The following is a 4022-nucleotide window of genomic DNA, read 5'->3' as shown; positions in this document are numbered from 1 at the left end:
ACAGAAGTACCCCTGTTGCGGTGGATCTGCCGGCCGGCACCACGATCACCGCGCTTGCCGCCGGCAACGGCCGCCACATTCTGGCGTCGACCTCCACCGGCGACGTACTGGCCTGGGGCGAAAACACCTGGGGCCAGTTGGGCGATGGGACCACCACCCACAGCAGCACCCCTGTTGCGGTGGACGTACCGGGCGGCACCACGGTCACCGCCGTCGCCGCCGGTCGCTTCCACAGTCTGGCTATCGTCCCGCCGGCATCAACCACGACCCTGCAGGTGTCCCCACCGAACCCGAAATCGAATCAGGACATCACCCTCACCGCCACCGTCACCTGCACTACCGACACCCCCACCGGAACCATCGCCTTCCGCACCAACGCCACCGACCTCACCATCGTGCCCCTGGACAGCACCAACACCGCCACCCACACCACCCGACTCCCACCCGGCACCCACACCCTCACCGCCCATCACACCAGCGCCAACACCTGCCCCAGCGGTCAGTCCGACGCCACCACCATCACCATCACCACACCCGACGACCCTGGCGACCCCAACGACCCCGGCGACCCTGACGACCCTGGCGACCCCAACGACCCCGGCGATCCTGACGCTCCCGCCGCGCCTGACGATCCCGGCGACCCTGACCTCCCCATCACCGGCCCCAACCTGCTCACCACCATCGGCACCGCCACCCTGCTCATCCTCACCGGCGCCGCCCTGGTCCACCTCACCCGTCGACACCGACCACCACACCACCCACACTGAGCGAAGTGCGGTCGGCAGTGCTGCTGCAACCGCTTGGCCGGCCTGTCGTTTCCGGGTTGAAACTACGACTAGGCCTTACCGGCCCCTGCATCACTCCGGACGACGAGTGCCGCCGGTGGACTGGAACCGGTGCGCGGTGGCGAACGTCGGAAGAGTATGCGTCGAGTATTCGCCCCCCTGAGCCTGACCCTGCTGCTGGCCGCCGGTTGCGCGCCGGCCGGCTCGGAGCCGACTGGCGCCCCCTCGCCGGCCGGCCGGCAGGCGGTGTTCGAAGAACGGGCCACTCAGATCGCCGCCGCCTGGCAGCCCGGAGCGGAGTGGAACGACGGGTACGTCCCGCTCCAGGAGTCGACCATGACCGTCGGAGACCCCGGCTTCACCTCGGAGACCCAGACCGCCTTCCAAGCCGGCTGGTACCGGGACCAGATTCCGCTGCCGACGGACCAGCCCGAAGACGGCACCATCCAGTTCCCCTCCGGCACCCTCACCGTGCCACTGGTCAGCGCCGTCGAGGCGTACCGGGAACTCGATCGGGGCGACCCACCGGCCTGCGGCGGGCGGCCGACGAACCCGGCCACCCCACCAGCCCCGGCGGATGGGCCGGACACGGGGGTGAGTATCTTGCCGCAGACCGCCTGCATCCCGCTCACCGTCACCGCCGTCGAGCTGGACAGCGTGCCGGTGCGGACCAGCCGAGGCGAGGCGGCGGTCCCGGCCTGGCTGTTCACCATTGACGAGCTGACCGCCCCGGTGGCCCGGCTCGCCGTCGCCCCGACCGCCGTCGGAGTGCCGCCGGAGCCGGCCGCACCCACCGCGCCACTGCCCGAGGAACTCGTCGGGGCGCTGGACCTGCGCGCCGTTGACGACGCGACGCTGACCGTGCGGCTTGGCATCGGTGCCTGCGACACCGGCCTCACCCCGCTGGTGTACGAACAGGACGACGTTGTGGTGGTCGGCGGTGCCGTGACCCGCAGCACCGGTGTCTGCACCGAGCAGCTCCTACTCGCACCGGTGACCGTGCAGCTCACCACCCCGCTGGGGGAGCGGACCGTCCTCGACGTACTCGGCGGGGGGCCGCTGCGGCTCGCCACCGACTGACCGCCGACGGCCCAGCCAGCCGGGCTCAGGGCAGAGGGAAAGGCAGCTTGATGCCGTCCAGAGCCGCCCCACAGGCGCAGTCCCGATCAGCCGGCAGCTGGGCCACCGCGGTGAAGAGCAGCTCCCGCAGACGGGCGGTGTTCTCGCCGAAGACCCGGAACACCTCCTCCTGGGTCACCGACCCGCCGCCCGGCACGCCCGCGTCATGGTCGGTGACGAGCGCGATCGACGAATAGCAGAGGGCCAGCTCCCGGGCGAGCACCGCCTCCGGGTGACCGGTCATGTTGACCACCGTTCCGCCGATAGCCGTGAACCAGCGCGATTCGGCGCGGGTGGAGAAGCGGGGACCCTCGACGACCACCACCGTCCCGCCGTCCACCGCCGGCACATCCCGTTCGGCGCCGGCGGCGAGCAGCGTACGCCGCCCAACCGGGCAGTACGGGTCGGCGAAGGAGACGTGCACCGCGCCCCGGTCGTAGTAGGTCTGCGCCCGACCACTGGTGCGGTCGATCAGCTGGTCGGGCACGACGAACGTGCCGGGACCCAGCTCCGGGCGCAGGCCGCCGACCGCGCAGGGGGCGAGCACCTGGCGGACTCCGAGCGAGCGCAGCGCCCACAGGTTGGCCCGGTAGGGGATCTGGTGCGGCGGGTGCCGGTGATCCCGGCCGTGCCGGGCCAGGAACGCCAACCGGCGGCCCGCGACCTCCGCGATGGTGATCGCGTCGGACGGCGGCCCGTACGGGGTGTCGACTACGTGCTCGGTGGCGCCGTCGAGTAGGGCGTACAGCCCCGACCCGCCGATCACCGCGAGTTCTGCCGTGGGACTCACCGAACCTCCCTCGTCTCTGTCGCGTCAGACCTTAGCCAGCGACCCACCAGCAGGCTATGGTGCCAGGCATGGCGTTGACGGGGCGGCTGGCACCGGTGTCCCCGGTTGTCCGAGCACGGTCGGACTGACGGGATGTCCGGCATGCGGGAAGAGGGGCGGGCGATCGACGGGCAGGCGACGGAGTCGATGGCCGGGCGGTTGCTGGTCGCGGCACCGACGCTGAAGGATCCGAACTTCGACCGGACCGTGGTGCTGCTGGTCGCCCACGAGCCGGGCGGGGCGCTGGGCGTCGTTCTCAACCGGGCCACCGAGATTCCGGTGGCGGAGGTGCTCGGCGACTGGGGCGAGTTGGCCCGCGACCCGGCCGTGGTCTTCGAAGGGGGTCCGGTACAGCCGGACTCGGCGATCTGCCTTGCTCGCATGCGTCACCCGCTGCGCCCGATGAAGAGCTTCCAGCAGATCTCCGGTGCGGTCGGCACGCTCGATCTGACGGTGGACCCGGCGCAGCTGCGGGAGAGCATCGCGGGCATCCGGGTCTTCGCCGGCTACTCCGGGTGGGATTCGGGCCAGCTGGAGCAGGAGATCGCAGGGGGCTCCTGGTTTGTCCTGGACGCGTTGCCCGGTGACGCCTTCGTCGATCGTCCGGACGACCTGTGGCCGATGGTGCTGCGCCGGCAGGGCGGCATGATGGCGGCGGTGGCGCACTTCCCGGCGGACGTGGCGCTCAACTGAGCCCGCGCGGTAGCGGGCACCCCGCGCGATGACCACGCCGGCTGGCGTGTGTATAGTTCTCCCGTGCCCGGGCGACCGGGTAGTGCACAGGGGGCCGTGGCGCAGCTGGTAGCGCACCACACTGGCAGTGTGGGGGTCAGGGGTTCGAGTCCCCTCGGCTCCACCCTAAGAAGCGCCCTGGTGTGGGAGAAATCCCCGCCAGGGCGTTTGTCGTTTCTGCCCTGATTAGCCCGGCGTAACATGGGTTGATCTTGCAGGCTACTTCCCGGTCTGGCGCCGGGGGCCGAGCAACTCCGATCGACGGGTTGATCTCCTGAGTGTGGCTCGCCTTGGGTATGGACGTCCCTGACGTCAGGTTGATGCCCGTCTGGGGTGTGGTCGGGGGCACGGCGGTGGCGGAATCCCGGCCGCCGTCGGGGCGTTACACCATGTGTACGACCGAGCAGGCGCTCCGCCGATGGCGGATACCGGCCCTGCGTGAGCCCCGGAATGTTGGTGGCCGGCCGGTCGTTACACCTGGACCCGGCGCCGTGCGCGTCCCCCGTGAGACCCGCGGTCGCCGCCCTCTTTTTCTTGTGATCTTTTGAGCGCCGGAC

General features: G+C 70.8%; 4 protein-coding genes and 1 tRNA gene. 4 read left to right on the top strand and 1 reads right to left on the bottom strand.

The window, feature by feature from the left end; genetic code table 11:
* Both K228_RS0124085 and K228_RS0124080 read left to right on the top strand, forming a co-directional pair.
* Positions 1 to 767: Ig-like domain repeat protein (locus K228_RS0124085; RefSeq protein WP_029723953.1), on the top strand; the 767-nt coding region annotated here is incomplete at its 5' end.
* Positions 768 to 923: 156 nt separating this feature from the next.
* The gene (locus tag K228_RS0124080) at positions 924 to 1865 is read left to right on the top strand and encodes a hypothetical protein (protein WP_025620671.1); all 942 of its coding nucleotides are present in this window, start codon (positions 924 to 926) and stop codon (positions 1863 to 1865) included.
* A gap of 25 nt (positions 1866 to 1890) precedes the next feature.
* Here the strand turns inward: K228_RS0124080 and K228_RS0124075 are convergent, their stop codons facing one another.
* A complete protein-coding gene (locus tag K228_RS0124075) occupies positions 1891 to 2694 on the bottom strand; it encodes an S-methyl-5'-thioadenosine phosphorylase (RefSeq protein ID WP_025620670.1) in 804 nt (267 codons plus the stop codon).
* Between the two features lie 132 nt (positions 2695 to 2826).
* On the opposite strand from K228_RS0124075, the gene K228_RS0124070 reads away from it, so the two are divergent.
* Both K228_RS0124070 and K228_RS0124065 read left to right on the top strand, forming a co-directional pair.
* Positions 2827 to 3426: a YqgE/AlgH family protein gene (locus K228_RS0124070; RefSeq protein ID WP_188116252.1), complete on the top strand. Its 600-nt coding sequence runs from the start codon at positions 2827 to 2829 to the stop codon at positions 3424 to 3426.
* Positions 3427 to 3516: 90 nt separating this feature from the next.
* Positions 3517 to 3589 (top strand) — tRNA-Ala (locus K228_RS0124065).
* Positions 3590 to 4022: the final 433 nt, after the last annotated feature.

This window comes from Salinispora cortesiana, assembly GCF_000484695.1.
In the GTDB taxonomy this organism is placed as follows: domain Bacteria; phylum Actinomycetota; class Actinomycetes; order Mycobacteriales; family Micromonosporaceae; genus Micromonospora; species Micromonospora cortesiana.
Note: the sequence above shows the minus strand (reverse complement) of the source record. Positions and strands in the feature narration are given on the sequence as shown.